This window comes from Streptomyces sp. NPDC043878 (assembly GCF_056435735.1).
Map to the genome: position 1 here is coordinate 61,803 of NZ_JBWKDW010000006.1, position 16,279 is coordinate 78,081.

At 71.0% G+C, this 16,279-nt stretch carries 17 protein-coding genes; 9 read left to right on the top strand and 8 right to left on the bottom strand.

Annotation, left to right across the window (positions count from 1 at the left end):
- Nucleotides 1-249 precede the first annotated feature (249 nt).
- Nucleotides 250-1,179 (bottom strand): metallophosphoesterase, encoded by a 930-nt coding sequence (locus AC07AZ_RS10615; RefSeq protein WP_478845966.1) that lies wholly within the window; start codon nucleotides 1,177-1,179, stop codon nucleotides 250-252.
- Between the two features lie 93 nt (nucleotides 1,180-1,272).
- Here AC07AZ_RS10615 and AC07AZ_RS10620 point away from each other — a divergent pair, with 93 nt between their 5' ends.
- Entirely contained in the window at nucleotides 1,273-1,737 is a 465-nt protein-coding gene (locus AC07AZ_RS10620) for a GatB/YqeY domain-containing protein (RefSeq protein ID WP_478845968.1), read from the top strand.
- A gap of 226 nt (nucleotides 1,738-1,963) precedes the next feature.
- Here AC07AZ_RS10620 and AC07AZ_RS10625 read toward each other — a convergent pair whose 3' ends face one another.
- Nucleotides 1,964-4,237, bottom strand: a complete 2,274-nt coding sequence (locus tag AC07AZ_RS10625; protein WP_478845970.1) for a transglycosylase domain-containing protein — start codon at nucleotides 4,235-4,237, stop codon at nucleotides 1,964-1,966.
- Nucleotides 4,238-4,645: 408 nt separating this feature from the next.
- Here AC07AZ_RS10625 and wblA point away from each other — a divergent pair, with 408 nt between their 5' ends.
- Nucleotides 4,646-4,984, top strand: coding sequence for a transcriptional regulator WblA (wblA, locus tag AC07AZ_RS10630; RefSeq protein WP_362943536.1), 339 nt, complete (start codon nucleotides 4,646-4,648; stop codon nucleotides 4,982-4,984).
- A gap of 17 nt (nucleotides 4,985-5,001) precedes the next feature.
- Here the strand turns inward: wblA and bagB are convergent, their stop codons facing one another.
- Both bagB and bagA read right to left on the bottom strand, forming a co-directional pair.
- Nucleotides 5,002-6,432 (bottom strand): ATPase BagB, encoded by a 1,431-nt coding sequence (gene bagB, locus AC07AZ_RS10635; RefSeq protein WP_478845972.1) that lies wholly within the window; start codon nucleotides 6,430-6,432, stop codon nucleotides 5,002-5,004.
- 193 nt (nucleotides 6,433-6,625) lie between these two features.
- Nucleotides 6,626-7,603, bottom strand: a complete 978-nt coding sequence (gene bagA, locus AC07AZ_RS10640) for an ATPase BagA (protein WP_478845974.1) — start codon at nucleotides 7,601-7,603, stop codon at nucleotides 6,626-6,628.
- A gap of 106 nt (nucleotides 7,604-7,709) precedes the next feature.
- On the opposite strand from bagA, the gene AC07AZ_RS10645 reads away from it, so the two are divergent.
- The 4 genes from AC07AZ_RS10645 (at nucleotide 7,710) to AC07AZ_RS10660 (ending at nucleotide 10,151) form a co-directional block, all read left to right on the top strand.
- On the top strand, nucleotides 7,710-7,871 hold the full coding sequence (locus AC07AZ_RS10645; RefSeq protein WP_003975360.1) for a Sp36 family protein: 162 nt from the start codon (nucleotides 7,710-7,712) through the stop codon (nucleotides 7,869-7,871).
- Nucleotides 7,868-8,335 (top strand): RidA family protein, encoded by a 468-nt coding sequence (locus AC07AZ_RS10650; protein ID WP_478845976.1) that lies wholly within the window; start codon nucleotides 7,868-7,870, stop codon nucleotides 8,333-8,335. The genes AC07AZ_RS10645 and AC07AZ_RS10650 overlap by 4 nt, the downstream gene beginning before the upstream one ends.
- Before the next feature lie 119 nt (nucleotides 8,336-8,454).
- Entirely contained in the window at nucleotides 8,455-9,324 is an 870-nt protein-coding gene (locus AC07AZ_RS10655) for an NUDIX hydrolase (protein ID WP_478845978.1), read from the top strand.
- A complete protein-coding gene (locus AC07AZ_RS10660; RefSeq protein WP_478845980.1) occupies nucleotides 9,321-10,151 on the top strand; it encodes an MBL fold metallo-hydrolase in 831 nt (276 codons plus the stop codon). Before AC07AZ_RS10655 ends, AC07AZ_RS10660 begins: the two co-directional genes overlap by 4 nt.
- 310 nt (nucleotides 10,152-10,461) lie before the next feature.
- Here AC07AZ_RS10660 and AC07AZ_RS10665 read toward each other — a convergent pair whose 3' ends face one another.
- Entirely contained in the window at nucleotides 10,462-11,136 is a 675-nt protein-coding gene (locus AC07AZ_RS10665; RefSeq protein WP_356037411.1) for a Crp/Fnr family transcriptional regulator, read from the bottom strand.
- Between the two features lie 250 nt (nucleotides 11,137-11,386).
- Here AC07AZ_RS10665 and nth point away from each other — a divergent pair, with 250 nt between their 5' ends.
- The 3 genes from nth to AC07AZ_RS10680 all read left to right on the top strand — a co-directional run bounded on the left by nth (nucleotide 11,387) and on the right by AC07AZ_RS10680 (nucleotide 14,508).
- Nucleotides 11,387-12,442 (top strand): endonuclease III, encoded by a 1,056-nt coding sequence (gene nth / locus AC07AZ_RS10670; RefSeq protein WP_478845983.1) that lies wholly within the window; start codon nucleotides 11,387-11,389, stop codon nucleotides 12,440-12,442.
- A 52-nt stretch (nucleotides 12,443-12,494) separates the two neighbouring features.
- Nucleotides 12,495-13,190 carry an NUDIX hydrolase gene (locus AC07AZ_RS10675; protein WP_478845985.1) on the top strand — a complete coding sequence of 232 codons (696 nt, stop codon included), beginning with the start codon at nucleotides 12,495-12,497 and terminating at the stop codon, nucleotides 13,188-13,190.
- 118 nt (nucleotides 13,191-13,308) lie between these two features.
- Nucleotides 13,309-14,508 (top strand): MarP family serine protease, encoded by a 1,200-nt coding sequence (locus AC07AZ_RS10680; RefSeq protein ID WP_478845987.1) that lies wholly within the window; start codon nucleotides 13,309-13,311, stop codon nucleotides 14,506-14,508.
- Between the two features lie 11 nt (nucleotides 14,509-14,519).
- On the opposite strand, the gene AC07AZ_RS10685 is transcribed toward AC07AZ_RS10680, so the two are convergent.
- The 3 genes from AC07AZ_RS10685 to AC07AZ_RS10695 form a co-directional block, all read right to left on the bottom strand.
- The gene (locus tag AC07AZ_RS10685; protein WP_478845989.1) at nucleotides 14,520-14,702 is read right to left on the bottom strand and encodes a hypothetical protein; all 183 of its coding nucleotides are present in this window, start codon (nucleotides 14,700-14,702) and stop codon (nucleotides 14,520-14,522) included.
- Nucleotides 14,703-14,831: 129 nt separating this feature from the next.
- Entirely contained in the window at nucleotides 14,832-15,782 is a 951-nt protein-coding gene (locus AC07AZ_RS10690; protein ID WP_478845991.1) for an alpha/beta fold hydrolase, read from the bottom strand.
- Nucleotides 15,779-16,267 (bottom strand): phage holin family protein, encoded by a 489-nt coding sequence (locus AC07AZ_RS10695; RefSeq protein WP_478845993.1) that lies wholly within the window; start codon nucleotides 16,265-16,267, stop codon nucleotides 15,779-15,781. Before AC07AZ_RS10695 ends, AC07AZ_RS10690 begins: the two co-directional genes overlap by 4 nt.
- Nucleotides 16,268-16,279: the final 12 nt, after the last annotated feature.

Consider the following 16,279-nt stretch of genomic DNA (forward strand, 5'->3'; position numbering starts at 1 on the left):
CGGATCGGACGCCAGAAACCCTGATCGGTCGATCGCCGGTCACAGGCCGCGAGTCACCGATCGCCGGTCACAGGCCGCGAGTCACCGGCCACCGGTCGCTGGTCACAGGCCGCGAGTCACCAGCCGCCGGCCGCCGGTCACCGACCGGCCCCTCGCCTTCCGCCCCGCCGCGACTGCCGGTCGCCTCGTCTGCGGGCGCAGCCCCTCCAGCCGCACCGACCGACCCCGCCCCCCTTGGAGCCCCGCCCCTCACCCCTCCCGGCTCACCAGCGTCAGCAGTGTCGCCTCCGGGGGGCAGGCGAAGCGGACGGGGGTGTAGCGGTTCGTGCCGCAGCCCGCCGAGACGTGGAGGTACGACGTGCGGTCCTCCGCCGTGTGTGTCGAGAGGCCCTTGACGCGGTCCGCGTCCAGGTCGCAGTTGGTGACCAGGGCGCCGTAGAAGGGGATGCACAGCTGGCCGCCGTGGGTGTGGCCGGCCAGGACCAGGGGGTAGGCGTCCGCCGTGAACGCGTCGAGTACGCGCAGGTACGGGGCGTGCACCACGCCCATGGAGAAGTCGGCCGAGTCGGACGGGCCGCCGGCCACCCGCTGGTAGCGGTCCCGCTTGATGTGCGGGTCGTCGAGGCCGGTCAGTTCCACCGACATGCCCTCGATCTTGAGGGTGCCCCGCGTGTTGGTGAGGTTCAGCCAGCCCGCGCCGTCGAAGCCGTCGCGCAGGTCCTCCCACGGGTTGTGGAGCACGTTGACCGCGGGCGGGTTGCCGTTGAGGCCGTGGCTTCCGCTCATCCGTTCCAGCAGGTAGCGGGCGGGGTTGCGCAGTCGGGGGCCGTAGTAGTCGTTGGAGCCGAAGACGTACGCCCCCGGGAACTCCGTCAGCGGCCCCAGCGCGTCCAGGACCTCCGGGACGCCCTCCGGGTCGGAGAGGTTGTCGCCCGTGTTGATCACGAAGTCGGGGCGCAGGCCGGCCAGTGAGCGCAGCCAGCGCTGTTTCTTGCGCTGGCCGCCCACCATGTGGATGTCGGAGACCTGGAGCACGCGCAGCGGGCGCATGCCGGCGGGGAGGACGGGGACCGTCACTCGCCGCAGGCGGAAGGAGCGGACCTCGAAGCCCGCCGCGTAGACCAGTCCGGCGGCGCTGGCCGCCGCGACTCCCAGAGGTACTCCGTATCGCGCGCGCATACGTCCATCGTGTCAGACCCCGCCGGTGTCCCGTGCCCCACCGTCCCTTAAATGAACGGGCGTAGGGTGTGCGACACCTGCGACAATCACCCCATGACCACGCTCAAGTCGAAGCTGCAGGCAGACCTCAACGCCGCGATCAAGGGGCGCGACGAGCTCCGCTCCTCGACGCTCCGGCTGACCCTCTCCGCGATCACGAAGGAGGAGGTCGCGGGCCAGGAGAAGCGCGAGCTCTCCGACGACGAGGTCCTCAAGGTGATCACCAGGGAGGCGAAGAAGCGCCGCGAGGCCGCGGACGCCTTCGAGCAGGGTGGTCGTCCCGAGTCGGCCGCGCGGGAGAAGGCGGAGGGCGAGGTGCTCGCCGCCTACCTGCCGCAGCAGCTCAGCGACGAGGAGCTGCGCCGGATCGTCGGCCAGGCCGTCGAGGAGGCGAAGGCGGCCGGTGCCGAGGGACCGCGTGCCATGGGCGCGGTCATGAAGATCGTGAACCCGAAGGTCGCCGGTCAGGCCGAGGGCGGCCGCGTCGCCGCTGTCGTCAAGCAGCTCCTGGCCGGCTGACCACCACCGCAGAGAACCAGGCCGCCGCAGAAACCAGGCCACCGCAGAAACCAGGCCACCTCAGCGACAAGCGACCCGAGCCACCCCGGCGACAAGCGACCCGAGCCGCCCCGGCGACAGGCCGCCTCGGCTGAGAAGACACAAGGGCGCCCCTCCCGTCGTACGACAGGAAGGGCGCCCTCGCTCACACCGTCACCTGGCCGGCGGCTGGAGGCTGTCCACCGCCTCAGCCCCGCCCCCCGTTTCCGTTGCCACCGTTGCCTCCGTTGCCCTGTCCCTGGAAGAAGTTGTCCGGGATGGAGAAGGTGGGGTCGGGGAAGGTGTTGCCGCCGTCGTTCGTGCCGCCGTCGTTCGTGCCGCCGTTGTTGTCGCCGTTGTTGCCGTCGCCGTTGCCGTCCCCGTTGTCGTCGCCGTTGTCCTTGTTCTTCGGGGGATCGGGGATGCTGACGAGGTTGAAGGACTCGACGTTCTTGCCGGCGAGGGCGCCGGCCATGGCGTCCTTCCAGATCGGGCCCGGGACCTGACCGCCGTAGACGAGGTCGTGGTAGACGCCGCCGATGCTGATCTGCCGCATCTGGACCTTCTGGGTGGCGCTGCCGACCCAGACGGCGCCCGACATGTTCGGGGTGTAGCCGACGAACCAGGCGTTCTTGCGCTCGTCCGTCGTACCCGTCTTACCGGCGCTCTCGCGGTCGGTGAGACCGGCCTGCCGACCCGTACCGGAGTCGATCACTCCGCGCAGCAGGGTGTTGACCGTGTCCGCGGTCTTCTCGCTCATCGCCCGCGAGCACGTCGACTTCGGCACCTGCATCGACTTCTGCGCGTCGCCGACCTTCTGCGTGATCGACTCGATGGCGATCGGCGTGCAGTACATGCCGCGGGAGGCGAAGGCGGCGTACGCGCTCGCCATCGTCAGCGGGGACAGGCCCACCGAGCCGAGCGCGATGGCGGGCCGCTCCGGCAGCTTGGTGCCGTTGCCCTGCCTGACCTGGAGCTTGTCCGTCATGTTGACGACGGGGCACAGGCCGATGTCGGAGATCATCTGGACGAAGTAGGTGTTGACCGACTTGGCCATCGCCTCCTTCAGCCGGTACGGCCCGACCTCGGACTCGCTCTCGTTCGAGACCTTCTGCGCGCCCTGGTTGGTCCACGGCTTGCTCTCGCAGGTCTGTACGGGGCTCGGGTACTCCATCTCGTACGGCGACGAGAACTCCTGGGTCGCCGGCCGGCCCTGTTCCAGCGCGGCCGCGGCCACGAACGGCTTGAACGTCGAACCCGTCGGGAAGCCGAAGTTGGAGCCGCCCATCGCCGCGTCGACCGAGTAGTTGTACTCCGTCTCGTTCTTGCTGTAGCCGTACGGCTTCGACTGGCCCATGCCGACGATCTTGCCGGTGCCGGGCTCCACCAGCGTGGCGGCGGCGGCGACCGAGTCGGACTTGTAGACGTGGTCCTTCAGTGAGGCCTGCACCGACGCCTGCGCCTGCGGGTCCAGCGTCGTACGGATCGTCAGACCGCCCCGGTTCCACACCTTGGCGCGGGCCTCCTTGGTCTTGCCGAAGACCGGGTCGCTGAGGAAGACCTTCTCGACGTACTTGCAGAAGAAACTGGCGCCGTTGACCGCCGTGATGCAGCCGTTCTTCGGCTCGCTGACCTTCAGGCCGAGCGGGGCCTGCTTCGCCTTGGCGGCGTCCGCCCGCGAGATGTCACCGACCTCGGCCATGCGCTGCAGCACGGTGTTGCGCCGCTTGGTGGCCTCGGCCTCGTCGTTGACCGGGTCGTAGCGGCTCGGCGACTGCACGATGCCGGCGAGCAGCGCCGACTCCTGGAGGTTCAGGTCCTTGGCGTGCTTGGAGAAGTAGCGCTCGGCGGCGGCCTCTACGCCGTACGCCTGCTCGCCGAAGAAGGTGATGTTCAGGTAGTTCTCGAGGATCTTCTTCTTGCCGAGTTCCTCTTCGACCTGGATCGCGTACTTCAGTTCCTTGACCTTGCGGCCGAGGGTCTGCTGCGTGGCCTGGGCGACCTTCGTCGGGTCGTCGCCGGCCTCCTCGACGAAGACGTTCTTCACCAGCTGCTGGGTGAGCGTGGAGGCACCCTCGGACACCCCGCCGCTCTGCGCGTTCTTGTTGAGGGCGCGCAGGACGCCCTTCAGGTCGATCGCGCCGTGCTGGTAGAAGCGTGCGTCCTCGATCGCCACGATCGCCTTCTGTATGAACGGCGACATGTCCTTGAGGCCGACCACCGTGCGGTCACGTGAGTAGACCGTGGCGATCTGGTGGCCCTTGCTGTCGAGGATCGTGGTCCGCTGGCTCAGTGGCGGGCTCTTCAGGGTGGCCGGGATCTCGTCGAAGCCCTCGACCGATCCCTTGGCCGCGAGGCCCAGCGCACCGGCCGCGGGCAACGCGATGCCGGCCATCACGGCTCCAGCGAGCACACTGACCCCGAGGAACTTGGCGGCCTGCTGCGTTGACGACAGACCACCGCCCGAACGCTTCTTTGGCATGGGGGCAGCCTACGTTCTCATTCGCCGGACACGCGTATATGCCTTGGCCTAAGCTGCTCTCAACTGTCACAGCAGCAGGTCCACGTATCAATACGTCCGGCGACCCCGAATCGTTCCGGAAGTACCCCAACTTTTTTGGGGAGGGCGTGTCCGAATCCGCCTTGTGTGTCACCTGGCGCCCGTTGTGACGCAACATAACTGTCCCGTTTTGCCGGGAAGGTCATGTATGTCGCCAGCTCACTCCCCCGGGTGATCTGCCGCTTACCCATAGTCCGTTCGGGCCATTCAAGATTGGGCCCGAAGGGGGTGTTGCGCTGCCCCCGCCTTCCGTAACGTCCTCAACTGGCGGCGGTGAATATGCCGCTGCCGCCGTGGGGGAGCCTCGATTCGGGAGAGGACGGCGCCGGTATGGGCTGGGTAACCGACTGGAGTGCGCAGGCGGCCTGCCGCACTACCGATCCGGATGAACTGTTCGTTCAGGGAGCAGCGCAGAACAGGGCCAAGGCAGTGTGCACCGGATGTCCGGTACGCACCGAGTGCCTGGCCGATGCGCTCGACAACCGCGTCGAGTTCGGCGTGTGGGGAGGCATGACGGAGCGGGAGCGCCGCGCACTGCTGCGCAGGCGGCCCACTGTGACGTCCTGGCGCCGGCTGCTCGAGACCGCGCGCACGGAGTACGAGCGGGGGGCCGGCATCCTGCCCCTCGACGACGACGAGGTGTACGAGAACTACGCGGCGGTGGGCTGAGAGGGCACCCTCCCGGCTCAGCTTCCGGCAGGCTCGGGCAGCTCCGGCCGCCCGGCCGCGAGCCGGTCGCCGATGTCCCGCAGTCCCGCGAGGTCGTGCACGTCGCCCGGCAGCGCGGCCACTTCGGCCACGGCCACCTCGGGGTGGAGCGCGCCGAAGCGGTCACGCGTGCGCTGCTCACGCGAGAGCAGCCGCATGCGCTCGGCATGCAGCCTCAACAGGGCTGCGGTGAGCTGGGCGGGGGAGCCTGACTCGGACGCCGTGTCGTGCGCTGGATCGGGGCCGGGTGCTTCTTCGGGGCCGGCTGCTGACGCGGGCGCCCGGCCCGGTGACGGACCGGATGCCGGCTCGGGTGCGGGCTGTTCTGAACTGCCGTACGTTTCGGGAGAGTTACGAAGTCCAGCTTTCCCGCCGTCCTGATCCACAATGCGGGGCTCTTCAAGATTTTCCGCGTAGGCGGATTCGTCCAGGTCGAGTGTCTCCGCGGCGGCCAGTGCCCGCTCGGCCGACAGCTGGGCGGCGCCGCTGCCGTGGACCCGGTTGAGTACCAGGCCGGCCAGCGGCATGTCCTCGGCGGCCAGCCGCTGCACGAAGTACGCCGCCTCACGCAGCGCGTCCCGCTCCGGCGCCGCGACCACCAGGAACGCCGTGCCGGGCGCCTGGAGCAGCTTGAACGTGGCGTCCGCACGCGTACGGAACCCGCCGAAGGTGGTGTCCATCGCGGACACGAACGTCTGCACGTCCTTCAGGAGCTGCCCGCCGAGCAGCTTGCCGAGGGTGCCGGTCATCATCGACATCCCGACGTTCAGGAACTTCATGCCGGCCCGCCCGCCCAGCTTCGCCGGGGCGGTCAGCAACCGGATCAGCCGCCCGTCGAGGAAGGACCCGAGGCGCTTCGGCGCGTCCAGGAAGTCCAGCGCCGAACGGGACGGCGGGGTGTCCACGACGATCAGGTCCCACTCGTCCCGCGCGCGCAGCTGCCCCAGCTTCTCCATCGCCATGTACTCCTGCGTGCCGGCGAAACCGGCGGACAGCGACTGGTAGAAGGGGTTGTTCAGGATCGCGGCGGCCCGCTCGCGATCGGCGTGCGCCTCGACGATCTCGTCGAAGGTCCGCTTCATGTCGAGCATCATGGCGTGCAGTTCGCCGGTCGCGGAGTCGTCGATGCCCTTCACCCGGCGCGGCACGTTGTCCAGCGAGTCGATGCCCATCGACTGGGCGAGCCGGCGGGCCGGGTCGATGGTGAGAACCACCACCTTGCGTCCCCGCTCGGCGGCGCGCAGCCCCAGCGCCGCGGCCGTGGTCGTCTTGCCGACCCCGCCCGAGCCGCAGCACACCACGATGCGGGTCCTCGGGTCGTCGATCAGCGGATCCACGTCGAGCACGCGCGCTGGAGAGAGGCCGCGGGCCGCGGAGTCCTGCGCGCGGGCCGGTTCCGGACGGCTCATGACATCCCCTGCTTCCCCTGCTCCCGATGCGCCCGACTCGTACTGCGGACCGTGCTCCGCGTCTGTCCGCGGTGCCGTCCGTGGTGCTGCTCGTGGTGCTGCTCGCGGTGCTGTCCGTGGTGCTGTCCGTGGTGCTGCTCGCGGTGCCGTCCGCCGTGCTGCTCGTGGTGCCGCTTCCGAAGGGTGAACGGCCTCATGCCATGCCCTGGTTCCGCAGCTCGCCGGCCAGTTCGTACAGACCGGCCAGGTCCATGCCCTCCGTCAGCAGCGGCAGTTCGTCCAGCGGCAGTCCCAGCTCGCCGAGGACGGCCCGCTGCTCGTGCTCCAACTCGTGCCGCTCGGCGTACTCCTCCGCCTGCTGGAGCAGCGGGTCCACCAGCTTCTCGGCGTTCCCACCCCGCCGGGCCCCGCCCAGCCCGGCCGCGGACAGCGACTTGGCGACGGCGGTGCGCGGCACACTCCGCAGGAGTTCCAGATCGGTGGCGTCCAACACCTGCGGCCGCACCATGTTGACGATGATCCGCCCGACCGGCAGCCGTGCGGAGCGCAGCTCGGCGATCCCGTCCGCGGTCTCCTGGACGGGCATCTCCTCGAGCAGCGTCACCAGGTGCACGGCCGTCTGCGGCGACTTCAGCACCCGCATCACGGCCTGCGCCTGATTGTGTATCGGCCCGATCTTGGCCAGCCCGGCCACCTCGTCGTTGACGTTCAGGAAGCGGGTGATGCGCCCGGTGGGCGGCGCGTCCATGACGACATAGTCGTAGGCAAAACGCCCCGACTTATCCTTTCTGCGCACCGCCTCGCACGCCTTGCCCGTGAGGAGTACGTCTCTGATCCCGGGCGCGACGGTGGTGGCGAAGTCGATCGCGCCGAGTTTCTTCAGGGCCCGTCCGGCGCTTCCCAGCTTGTAGAACATCTGGAGGTAGTCCAGAAGGGCCTGTTCCGCGTCTATGGCGAGGGCGTACACCTCCCCGCCCCCGGGAGCGACGGCGATCTTCCGCTCCTCATAAGGCAGCGCCTCCGCTTCGAAGAGCTGCGCGATGCCCTGCCGACCCTCCACCTCGACGAGAAGCGTCCGCTTCCCCTCGGTGGCGAGGGCCAGCGCGAGGGCTGCGGCGACCGTCGTCTTGCCGGTCCCGCCCTTGCCGCTGACGACCTGGAGCCTGCTCACGTCTTCGAGCCTAACCAGTCCGCGTCCGTGCTACGCGGGAGGCTGTGGACAACGTGCCCGCGGTCGGCCGTCGGGACGGTCCCGGCCAGCGGCTAAAGTCGGCCGTATGACCAAGTGGGAATACGCAACCGTGCCGCTGCTCGTCCATGCCACGAAGCAGATTCTGGACACCTGGGGCGAGGACGGCTGGGAGCTCGTCCAGGTCGTGCCCGGGCCGAACAACCCCGAGCAGCTCGTGGCCTACCTGAAGCGGGAGAAGCAGGCGTGAGCGCGGTCGAGGCGAAGCTGGCCGAGCTCGGCCTGACCCTGCCGCCGGTCGTGCCGCCGCTCGCCGCGTACCAGCCGGCCGTCCGGTCGGGCGTGTACGTGTACACCTCGGGCCAGCTGCCCATGGTGGAGGGCAAGCTTCCGGTCACCGGCAAGGTGGGCGCCGAGGTCACCCCGGAGGAGGCCAAGGAGCTGGCGCGTACCTGCGCGCTGAACGCCCTGGCCGCGGTCAAGTCGGTGGCAGGCGACCTGGACCGCATCGCGCGCGTGGTGAAGGTCGTCGGCTTCGTCGCCTCGGCCTCGGACTTCACCGGCCAGCCCGCGGTGGTGAACGGCGCCAGCGAACTGCTCGGCGAGGTCCTCGGCGACAAGGGCGTGCACGCCCGCAGCGCGGTCGGAGTGGCCGTACTGCCGCTGGACGCGCCGGTGGAGGTCGAGATCCAGGTGGAGCTGACCGGGGCCTGACAGGGCTCTGAACGGGCCTTGACCGGGGTATCACGGGTGCCTGACCGGGGCGCCGCCGCGCTGAGGGAGGATCACCGCCGCCTCTCGAACATCAGCGCGCCACGGGATAGCCTCCGACCATGGCGAACGGGCAGTGGTATCCCCAGGAGTGGCCGGATCGCATCCGCGCGCTGACGGACGGCACCCTCACCCCGGTCACCCCCAGGCGCGCGGCCACCGTCATGCTCCTCAAGGACACCGACGGCGGCCCGGTCGTCCACATGCTGCGCAGACGCGCCTCCATGGCCTTCGCCGGAGGCGCGTACGCGTATCCCGGCGGTGGCGTCGACCCGCGCGACGACGACTACCACGTCCGCTGGGCGGGTCCCACGCGCGCGTGGTGGGCGGACCGGCTCGGCGTCGGCGAGGCGGACGCCCAGGCGATCGTCTGCGCGGCCGTCCGGGAGACGTACGAGGAGGCGGGCGTCCTGCTCGCCGGCCCGACCGCCGACTCCGTGGTCGGCGACACGACGGGCCTTGACTGGGAGGCGGACCGCGCCGCGCTGGTCGCCCGCGACCTGTCCTTCGCCGAGTTCCTCGACCGGCGCGGACTGGTCCTGCGCTCGGACCTCCTCGGCGCCTGGACCCGCTGGATCACCCCCGAGTTCGAGGCCCGCCGCTACGACACCTGGTTCTTCGTGGCCGCGCTTCCCGAGGGGCAGCGCACCCGCAACGCCTCCACGGAGGCCGACCGCACCGTGTGGATCCGGCCCGAGGACGCGGCCGCCGGGTACGACAGGGGCGAGCTGCTGATGCTGCCGCCCACCATCGCGACCCTGCGCCTGCTGACCCCGTACGGCACGGCCGCGGAGGCGCTCACCGCGGCCCCCGCGCGCGACCTGACCCCCGTCCTGGCGCGCGCCCGGCTGGAGGGCGACGCGATCGTGCTGTCCTGGCCAGGGCACGATGAGTTCACCAAGCACATCCCGACCGGTGGAGCCCCCGCATGACGGACGCAGCAGCCCTTCCCGGCCGGCCGCGGGAGGGGGTCCTGTCGGGGCCCGCCACCGCGCGCGCGGTGAACGTCCTGGCGCCCAACGCCTCCCCGATGACCCTGGACGGGACGAACACCTGGATCCTCTCCGAGCCGGGCTCCGAGCTCGCGGTCGTGGTGGACCCGGGCCCGCTGGACGAGGGACACCTGGCCAGCGTCCTCGACACGGCCGAGAAGGCCGGCAAACGCGTCGCCCTGACCCTGCTGACGCACGGCCATCCGGACCACGCGGAGGGCGCCGTCCGCTTCGCCGCGCTGACCGGCACGAAGGTGCGGGCGCTCGACCCGGCGCTGCGGCTCGGCGACGAGGGGCTGGCAGCCGGGGACGCGGTCGGCGTGGGCGGCCTGGAGCTCAGGGTCGTACCGACGCCCGGGCACACGGCGGACTCCCTGTCCTTCCACATCCCGGCCGACCGGGCGGTCCTGACCGGCGACACCGTCCTCGGCCGCGGTACGACGCTCGTGGCGCACCCCGACGGCCGCCTCGGCGACTACCTGGACACGCTGCGGCGCCTGCGCTCCCTGACCGTCGACGACGGCGTCCACACCGTGCTGCCCGGCCACGGGCCCGTCCTGGAGGACGCGCAGGGCGCCGTCGAGTTCTACCTCGCCCACCGCGCCCACCGCCTCGCACAGGTCGAGACGGCCGTGGAGAACGGCCACCGCACCCCGTCCCAGGTCGTCGCCCATGTGTACGCGGACGTGGACCGCTCCCTGTGGCCGGCGGCGGAGCTGTCGGTACGCGCCCAGCTGGAGTACCTGGAGGACCACGGCCTCATCTGACCTCGCCCCGGCCCGGCCGACGGTTCTCGGGCAGCTCAGGCACGGCCGTGCGCGGGGCGGAGGCGTGTGGCAGCGGGGGAGTGGGCCGCCGCGTTGTCCTCGGCCGCGGTGTGGCCCGTGCGCACGCCTCGGGGCCGGTGCGGCGCGGTCGGGTCCGCGGCACGGTTCCGGACGGACTCGTGCGATCTGGCGCGATTCCGTACGGCCGCGGGTGCCGGACCGCCCCGAACGGTGACGGCGGCCCGCTACGCGCGCGGGCGCGACGGCGCGCGGCGGCCCCGAGAGGGCGGCCTCACGCGCCGGACCCGGGTCAGCGCGAGCGCTTCGCCAGTCGCTCCACGTCCAGCAGGATGACCGCGCGGGCCTCCAGGCGGAGCCAGCCGCGCTGCGCGAAGTCGGCCAGTGCCTTGTTCACGGTCTCGCGGGACGCGCCGACCAGCTGGGCCAGCTCCTCCTGCGTGAGGTCGTGGACGACGTGGATGCCTTCCTCCGACTGCACCCCGAAGCGGCGGGAGAGGTCGAGGAGGGCGCGGGCGACGCGGCCCGGGACGTCCGAGAAGACCAGGTCCGACATGGCGTCGTTGGTCTTGCGCAGCCGGCGGGCGACGGCGCGCAGCAGGGCGGTGGCCACCTCGGGCCGGGCGTTCAGCCAGGGCTGGAGGTCGCCGTGGCCGAGGGCGAGGAGCTTGACCTCGGTCAGCGCGGTGGCGGTCGCCGTACGGGGGCCGGGGTCGAACAGCGACAGCTCGCCGATGAGTTCGCCCGGGCCGACCACGGCCAGCATGTTCTCGCGGCCGTCGGGCGAGGTGCGGTGAAGCTTCACCTTGCCCTCGGTGACGACGTAGAGCCGGTCACCGGGGTCGCCTTCGTGGAACAGCGAGTCTCCGCGGGCGAGGGTCACCTCACTCATGGAGGCGCGGAGCTCCGCGGCCTGCTCGTCGTCGAGAGCAGCGAAGAGCGGGTTGCGCCGCAGAACGTCGTCCACGAGTTCTCTCCTTGTCGACCTGCTCAGGGGATCTTGCTCCCCCGCTACCAGGGGACCGTGTTCCCCATTTTGCCGGACGGTCCAAACAGTGTGATCTGTCACAAGGATGCCGCACAGGTGTCCCGGGGTAAGCGGCAGGGGTCCAATTGGGGGCCGATCTTCGGGGCCCGGGGCGGATGTCGGTGCCGGGCTCTAGGCTGGCCGGGTGTCCAAATCGCCGGTGAGAGCACAGACCGAGGGGGCTGAGCGGGTGGTTGTACGTCGCGATTCCGCTGTGGGCGAACAGGCCCCCGGTGGTGGTGGGAAAACGGCAAAAGCAGCAAAGAAGGCGCCGGTGGCCCGGGACAAGAAGGCCGTTACGGCGGAGAAGGCGACCCCGGTGAAGGCAAACCCGGAGACGGCGAACCCGGTGAAGAAGGCGGTTGAGGCGGTCCCGGGGAAGAGCGCGCCCCCGGCGAGGAAAGCGGCTTCCACGAAGACGGGAACGCCGGCCAGGACGGAAACCCCGGCGAAGGCGAGCAGCCCTCTCAAGGACGAGTCCCGTACCGCCCTGGTCCGTCGGGCCCGCCGCATCAACCGCGAGCTCGCCGAGGTGTATCCGTACGCCCACCCGGAGTTGGACTTCGAGAACCCCTTCCAGCTGATCGTCGCCACGGTGCTGTCCGCGCAGACCACCGACCTGCGGGTCAACCAGACGACGCCCGGTCTCTTCGCCCGGTACCCCACCCCGGAGGACCTGGCCGCGGCCGACCCGGAGAAGGTCGAGGAGATCCTCCGGCCCACCGGGTTCTTCCGGGCCAAGACCCGGTCCGTCATAGGGCTGTCCAAGGCGCTGGTGGAGGAGTTCGGCGGCGAGGTGCCCAGCCGGCTGGAGGACCTCGTCAAGCTGCCCGGCGTCGGCCGCAAGACCGCCTTCGTCGTGCTCGGCAACGCCTTCGGCCGCCCCGGCATCACCGTGGACACCCACTTCCAGCGGCTGGTGCGGCGCTGGCGGTGGACCGAGGAGACCGAGCCCGACAAGATCGAGGCCGCCGTCGGCTCGCTCTTCCCCAAGAGCGACTGGACGATGCTCTCCCACCACGTCATCTTCCACGGCCGCCGCATCTGCCACGCCCGCAGACCCGCCTGCGGCGCCTGCCCCATCGCCCCGCTCTGCCCCGCGTTCGGCGAGGGCGAGACGGACCCGGAGAAGGCGAGGAAGCTGCTCAAGTACGAGAAGGGCGGCTTCCCCGGCCAGCGCCTCAAGCCTCCGCAGTCGTACCTCGACGCCGGCGGCAGGCCCGCCCCGCCGCTGGGGGCGGGATGACGGAACGATCTCCGGGGCGCCGGGCGTTGAGCGAGAGAGAACGGGGGTGGAGATGACGCGAGCGAGCCATACCCAGGGCGGCTCGGTGACACTCAGCAAGGAGGGCCTGCCCGCCTGGCTGGCCTCGGTGGCGCAAGCCGCCGAGACGGTGGAGCCGTCGCAGCTGAGCCGTTTCCTGCCCCCCGCGGACGGCGCGGGGCGCCAGTCGGCCGTCCTCATCCTGTTCGGTGAGGGCGAGCGCGGCCCCGAGCTGCTGCTCATGGAGCGGGCCACCTCCCTGCGCTCCCATGCCGGCCAGCCGTCCTTCCCCGGCGGAGCCCTCGACCCGGAGGACGGCGACCCGAAGGCCGACGGCACGCTGCGGGCGGCCCTGCGCGAGGCCGAGGAGGAGACCGGGCTCGATCCGAGCGGGGTCCAGCTGTTCGGCGTGCTGCCCGCGCTGTACATCCCGGTCAGCCACTTCGTCGTGACGCCCGTCCTGGGCTGGTGGCGCGAACCCAGCCCGGTCGGAGCCGTCGATCCCAACGAGACCGCCCGCGTCTTCACGGTCCCCGTGGCCGATCTCACGGATCCCGCCAACCGGGCGACCACCGTCCACCCCAGCGGCCACCGGGGCCCGGCATTCCTGGTCGAATCGGCCCTCGTGTGGGGGTTCACGGCGGGAGTGATCGACCGCCTGCTGCACTTCGCGGGCTGGGAGCGCCCCTGGGACCGTGAGAAGCAGGTCCCGCTCGACTGGCGGTCATGACAGGCTGTCTGCCGTGTGTGTCTTCCCGGGGGATGCTGCGTCCGCGTGCCGTTTCGCGGTGGGCCCCCCCTCGGCCGACCAGAGGTGACCGCGAAGTGATGAGGCGAGGCTCGAACCGGTGAACGTGCTCGACATCCTTTTGCTGGTCGCCGCCGTGTGGTTCGCGGTCGTCGGTTATCGCCAGGGCTTCGTCGTCGGCATCCTGTCGGTGGTCGGTTTCCTGGGCGGCGGTCTCGTCGCCGTCTACCTCCTGCCCGTGGCCTGGGACGCCCTGACCGACAACGCCGAGGTCAACACGACCGCCGCCGTCATAGCTGTGGTCGTCGTCATCGTCTGCGCCTCCGTCGGCCAGGCCCTGACCACGCATCTCGGCAACAAGCTGCGCCGGCACATCAGCTGGTCCCCGGCCCGCGCCCTCGACGCGACCGGCGGCTCCCTGGTCAACGTCGTCGCGATGCTCCTGGTGGCCTGGCTGATCGGCTCCGCGCTCGCAGGCACCACCCTGCCGACGCTCGGCAAGGAGGTCCGCAACTCCAAGGTGCTGACCGGGGTCGCCCGGGCGCTGCCCGACCAGGCCGACACCTGGTTCGCGGACTTCTCCTCCGTCCTCGCGCAGAACGGCTTCCCGCAGGTCTTCAGCCCGTTCGCGAACGAGCCGATCACCGACGTCCAGCCGCCCGATCCGGCCCTCGCCGACAGCGCGGTGGCCTCCCGCGCGCAGCGCTCCATCGTCAAGGTCATGGGCACCGCGCAGAGCTGCGGCAAGGTCCTGGAAGGCACCGGTTTCGTCTTCGGCTCCCGCCGCGTCATGACCAACGCGCACGTCGTCGGCGGCGTCGACGAGCCCACCGTCCAGATCGGGGGAGAGGGCCGGAAGTACGACGCGACGGTCGTCCTCTACGACTGGCGGCGCGACATCGCCGTACTCGACGTACCGGATCTCAGCGCGCCCGCCCTGCAGTTCGCGTCCGCGGACGCGGCCGGCAACGACAGCGCCATCGTGGCGGGCTTCCCGGAGAACGGGTCGTACGACGTCCGCGCAGCGCGCGTCCGCGGACGCATCACGGCCAGCGGGCCGGACATCTACCGCCGTAGCACCGTGCGCCGTGACGTCTACTCGCTGTACGCGACCGTGCGCCAGGGCAACTCCGGCGGTCCGCTGCTCACCCCGCAGGGCAGGGTGTACGGCGTGGTGTTCGCGAAGTCGCGCGACGACGCCGACACCGGTTACGCGCTGACCGCCGACGAGATCCGGGAGGACATCGTCAAGGGGCACACCGCGAACCAGCAGGTGGACAGCGACAGCTGCGCGTTGTGAGTCCGGCCGGGTCAGCCTCGCGGGTGACGCAGGCGTACCGAGACCCAGCGGGCCCGGCGACGCAGGATGCGCGGAATTCCGACGCGGAGATCCGTGCCCGTGAGTTGCGGGACACCGCCCCGCTGGTGGGAACTCAGGCCACCGCCCGAGCGCCGATTGCGTGCCGCGTCACTGTAGTCGTGCGTCCAGCCCATACCCCGACCTCTGCCCCTGCCCCAAGGTCGATAACCGCCCCGCGGGCGGCCAATTGGCCTATGCGCCGGGCAAGTGGCCGTTCGTAGGACAGGTGTTCCCGTCCGAGGGCGCCGGGCGCGTCCAGCCGGTCACCGATCGGGCTCGGGGTCCTTCAGCCAGTTGACGAGTTCGGCGGAGAACGCCACCGGGTCCTCCTCGTGCGGGAAGTGTCCGAGCCCGTCGAACAGCCGCCAGCGGTACGGCGCTTCGACGTACTCCCCGGAGCCGGCCGCGCTCCTGGTGCGCATCACGGGATCGAGCGATCCGTGCAGGTGGAGGGTCGGCACCCGCACCGGGCGCTTCATCCGGCGGTTGAACTGGATGCCGTCGGGACGCGCCATCGACCGCACCATCCAGCGGTACGGCTCGATCGAGCAGTGTGCCGTGGAGGGGATGAGCATCGCGCGGCGGTACGTCTCGACCGCCTCCTCGTCCGGCAGACCCGGCCCCGACCAGTCCCGCATCAGCCGGGCCACCAGCGCGCCGTCGTCGGCGAGGAGCCGGCGCTCCGGCAGCCAGGGCCGCTGGAACCCCCAGATGTAGGAACCCGCGGAGGTCTGCTTGACGTCGGAGAGCATCGCCGAGCGCCAGCGCCGGGGATGCGGCATGGAGGAGACCGCGAGCCGCCGTACCAGCTTGGGGCGCATCGCGGCCGCCGTCCACGCCAGGTATCCGCCCAGGTCGTGGCCGACCAGCGCGGCGTCCGGCTCGCCCAGCGAGCGGATCACGCCGGTGACGTCGAGGGCGAGGTTGGCCGGGTCGTAACCGCGCGGGGTGCGGTCGCTGCCGCCGACGCCCCGCAGGTCCATGGCGACGGCCCGGAAGCCCGCGTCGGCCAGCGCCACCATCTGGTGCCGCCAGGCCCACCAGAACTGCGGGAAGCCGTGCAGCAGCAGCACCAGCGGCCCGTCTCCGAGCTCGGCGATGTGGAAACGGGCGCCGTTGGCGGCGACGTCCCGGTGGGTGACCTCCTGCCCACCGGGGAGGTCGATGCGTACGACCGAGGCAGGCTGCGCCCAGGGGGCGGCGGGATCCGTCATGACGATGAGCGTGCCACAGCCTCGATGGCCTCGGGCGCCCGGTCCTGCGGCAGCTCCGGCCGCGGGTGCGGCTTGGCCTTCTGGAGCACGCCCGCCGTCTCCTTCACCGAGGCGGCGACCTTCTGCGGGCCCTGGCCCTTCTTGGCCTTCTTCGCGAAGACGACACCGACCAGCGCGAGGAGACCGGCGACGAGCACGTTCGCCGCGAAGGACAGCAGGAAGCAGACCGCGAGATTCCAGTCGCTCCAGGTCCGGATGCCGTACGCCAGCGCGAAGTTCAGCATCGGCAGGGAGAACACCAGGACCGCGCCGGCCAGCGAGAACGCGCCGCCGCTCGTCGCGCCCCGCTTGACGTCCTGCTTCAGCTGCGCCTTGGCCAGCGCGATCTCGTCGTGCACCAGCGCCGACATCTCCGTCGTCGCCGAGGCGAACAGCTGGCCGATGCTGCGTTCTGCGCCGACCGGGCTGCCGTCGGGTGCGCTCATCGCGGTCTCCCT